This is a genomic window from Sporomusa sp., assembly GCF_035561255.1.
Classification (GTDB): domain Bacteria; phylum Bacillota; class Negativicutes; order Sporomusales; family Sporomusaceae; genus Sporomusa.
This window is the reverse complement of sequence record NZ_DATMXX010000424.1, coordinates 1-2,929: the sequence shown is the minus strand read 5'-3', so window position 1 is coordinate 2,929 and position 2,929 is coordinate 1. Positions and strand designations below refer to the sequence as shown.

The 2,929-nt window shown below is 45.0% G+C and carries 2 protein-coding genes; both read left to right on the top strand.

The annotated features are described in order from the left end of the window. Window positions 1-212 precede the first annotated feature (212 nt). Window positions 213-1,631, top strand: coding sequence for a hypothetical protein (locus VN379_RS24670; RefSeq protein WP_325538785.1), 1,419 nt, complete (start codon window positions 213-215; stop codon window positions 1,629-1,631). A gap of 150 nt (window positions 1,632-1,781) precedes the next feature. Then, window positions 1,782-2,744 (top strand): 6-phosphofructokinase, encoded by a 963-nt coding sequence (pfkA, locus tag VN379_RS24665; protein ID WP_325538786.1) that lies wholly within the window; start codon window positions 1,782-1,784, stop codon window positions 2,742-2,744. Window positions 2,745-2,929: the final 185 nt, after the last annotated feature.

The window sequence follows — 2,929 nt, the reverse complement described above, 5'->3', positions numbered from 1 at the left end:
AGCGCTTATAGTAAGCATAAATAGTAGTAGTAATAATGTTGTCATTGTTTTCGACAATTATATCACCCGGATTTAGTATGATACTTATTGGGACAGCCTATCCCCGGGGATTTTTTGGAGAAGATAATTATGGCAAACTATATAGTTAAATGACTAAATCTTTCCTTTGTGCATATCCTGTAGGAACTATGAAGTATAGGGGGGGAAGCGGTATGGGAGTAGAGCTTACGTCGCTGCACTATGTATACTTACTATTTATTTTTATGATACTGGGCGTAATGCTGCTGCGGCGCGATACTTCTTTAGTATGCCTTATTGGGATTTTTATTATCGGTTTGATGGTTAAGGGGTCAATTTATCAGGCCGTTAGCGGGATTTTCCAGAGTTTTATCTATGCAATTACCGAATTGTTAGGGACAATTCTGATCATCTCAATCATTGTTGCGATGAGCCGGATTTTACTGGTCACAGGTATTAATGAAGCTATGGTATCTCCCGTAACCAAGCTGATTCGTACACCATCCCAGGCATATTGGATAACAGGCTTATTAATGATGGTCATTTCGTGGTTCTTTTGGCCTTCACCGGCAGTGGCACTTTTGGGAGCTGTACTTTTACCTGTAGCAGTAAGGACTGGACTGCCTGCCATTGGAGTGGCGATAGCGATGAATCTATTCGGGCACGGCATTGCTTTATCAGGAGACTTTGTTATACAGGGCGCCCCTAAGCTGACCGCAACAGCCGCCGGCATTCCTGTTCAGAGTGTTGTAAGCGCCAGTGTACCTTTAGTATTTGTGATGGGTTTAGTAGCAACCGTTACCGCATACTGGGTGCTGATGCGGGATGTGCGGGATCAAGACAGTTTGTGCGGTACAGCAGCAGAATTATCATATGCCAAGGATGCTGCACCAGTTGAGGATGATGTTGCGATATTGCGAAATATATTGCCGGAAAGCTCGAAGAAGGTACTGGCTGTATTCGTACCTGCCTTGTTCTTGCTGGATGTCGGTATTATGTACACGGCTAATCTGCAAGGCGGAGACGCTACGGCGCTGATCGGTGGCACGGCTGTACTGATCTTGGTATTAATTACTTTATTAGCATATAGGAATCAGAGTTTAGAGAAAATAACGGCATATTTTATCGATGGTTTTACATTTGGCTTTACTATTTTTGGCCCGGTAATTCCAATCGCCGCTTTTTTTTATCTGGGTGATATCGGTATTAATCAAATTATGGGCCAGGTGCTGCCACCGGGATCACAGGGAATTGTCAACGACATCGGTTTGGCAATTGCCCGGATAGTACCACTTAATCCTGGGGTTGGCGCTGTCACATTAACAATTGTTGGTGCAATAACAGGTTTGGATGGCTCAGGATTCTCCGGCATATCCTTAGCTGGATCAATTGCACATTTATTTGCTACGGCTATTGGTTCAGGTATTGCAACCCTGACAGCGTTAGGGCAAATTGCCGCTATCTGGGTAGGCGGGGGCACGCTGGTGCCGTGGGCACTGATTCCGGCAGCAGCTATCTGCGGTGTAAGTCCTTTTGAACTTGCCAGGCGTAATTTGCTGCCAGTGGTAGCCGGTTTGATTGTGACAACTATTGTGGCAATGTTTTTAATTTAAATAAGCGAATAAAATAACACCATAATAAATAGAAATAAGTCATATGAAATATGGCCAGAAAAAATTTGAGCTGTGTGGCAGGCAATTGGGTATATTTGCCGAAATATATAGCTGACTTCTAGACTGGTTTAGTTGAGGAAAGGCAGGGTTATTATGAAAAAAATTGCAGTGATAACCAGCGGTGGTGATTGCCCGGGGATGAATGCGGCGATTCGTGCGGCTGTTCGTGTGGCTTTGGCGCATGATGCCGAGGTGTGGGGGATTAGAAATGGCTATGCAGGCATGATATCTGGTGATATGAAAATGCTGGATTCACGGTCGGTAGGCGATATTATTCAAAAAGGTGGCACTTTTCTGGGTACGGCCCGTAGTGAGGAGTTTAAAACCTTAGCCGGGCGGAAAAAAGCAGTTGCTAATTTAGCAGACCGCGGGATTGAGGGGCTAATAGTTATTGGTGGTGATGGTTCACTGACCGGTGCCAAGCACCTGGGCGAATTAGGTATAAAGTTTGTGGGATTGCCTGGGACAATTGACAATGATATTTGGGGTACTGATTTTACCATCGGTTTTGATACAGCGGTAAATACTGCTCTTGACGCGATTAATAAGCTGAGGGACACTGCTTCAGCGCATGGGCGGGTTATGTTGGTTGAGGTGATGGGCCGCGCTTGTGGCTGGATTGCACTAACTGCAGGTTTGGCCGGTGGCGCTGAAATTATCCTCATTCCGGAGGACCCCTTTTCCGAGGAGGACATCTGCAAGCAATTGTTAGAATCCCGGGCTAAAGGCAAGCAATATAGTATTGTTGTAGTGGCGGAAGGTGCAGGCAGCGCAATTGATCTTGGCAAATACATCCGGGCAAATACCGGTTTGGAGACGCGGGCTTCTGTACTTGGTCATATCCAACGTGGCGGAGCCCCAACGGTATCAGACCGGCTGCTTGCCAGCCGGTTAGCTGAGACCGCGGTGCGGGCCCTGCTGGACGGTAAAACGGATATTATGATTGGCTATAGAAATCGTCAATGTGTTGAAATAACAATTGAGGATGTTGTTAACAAGAAAAAAGAGATTGATCCTGAATTATACCGGTTAGCTCAGGTTTTATCCCAATAATAAGCAATCCCGCATTATTTCCTGGGAAATGATGCGGGATTTTGTCTAACCTTCAGATACTAATAGGTGAAATGCGCAAAAAGCTGTTTCGTAACAACCTGGTAATTTAAAATTTGGTGTTATAGCTGTTCGTAACTGGATTGATATTTATTTAATGTTCTCTCAGGATAGATGGTTGATACAAG